At 65.0% G+C, this 769-nt stretch carries 1 protein-coding gene and 1 pseudogene; both read left to right on the forward strand.

What is annotated here, in order from left to right:
- A pseudogene (locus C404_RS58705) lies at window positions 1-337 on the forward strand (IS21 family transposase); the annotation flags it as partial.
- On the forward strand, window positions 327-769 hold a 443-nt coding region (locus C404_RS58710), incomplete at its 3' end, for an ATP-binding protein (protein WP_021197871.1). The pseudogene C404_RS58705 and the gene C404_RS58710, both read left to right, overlap by 11 nt.

Genomic DNA, 769 nt, shown 5'->3' on the forward strand with positions numbered 1-769 from the left:
GCTGCGTAACGGCGCACCGTTCGCCGAACTGCCAGAGGGCTTCCGACGCCTGCAATCCACACTGCTCAAACGCCCTGGTGGCGATCGCGAGATGGTCGAGATCCTGGCGCTGGTGCTGTTGCACGACGAACAGGCCGTGCTCACTGCGGTGGAGCTCGCACTGGAGGCGGGTGCCCCGTCCAAGCAAACCATCCTGAACATCCTCAGCCGCCTCCTGGAAGGCGAGCCCGTGGCACCGATCACCTCACCACAGGCACTGGCGCTGCACGTCGAACCGCAGGCCAACGTCGGCCGCTACGACAGCTTGCGAGATCGGGAGGTGCATCATGCAGCATGAAGTCATGTTGGAGATGCTCAAGTCGTTGAAGCTGCACGGCATGGCACAAGCGCTGGGCGACCTGGCGGCGCAGGACTCGCCGGCCTACCAGTCGGCCGTGGCCATCCTGTCGCGTCTGCTCAAGGCCGAGCTCACCGAGCGCGAGGTGCGCTCGCTGGCCTATCAGATGAAGGTGGCGCGCTTCCCAGCCTACCGAGACCTGACCGGCTTCGACTTCAGTTGCAGCGAGGCCAACGAAGCACTGGTGCGGCAGCTTCACCGCTGCGAGTTCCTCGAGTCGGCGCACAACATCGTGCTGGTCGGCGGCCCAGGTACGGGCAAGACCCATCTCGGCACCGCCATCGGCGTGCAGGCCGTGGAGCACCATCACCGTCGAGTGCGCTTCTTCTCGACCGTGGAGCTGGTCAACGCGTTGGAACTGGAGAAGGTCTC

Source organism: Ralstonia sp. AU12-08, assembly GCF_000442475.1.
Lineage (GTDB): Bacteria > Pseudomonadota > Gammaproteobacteria > Burkholderiales > Burkholderiaceae > Ralstonia > Ralstonia insidiosa.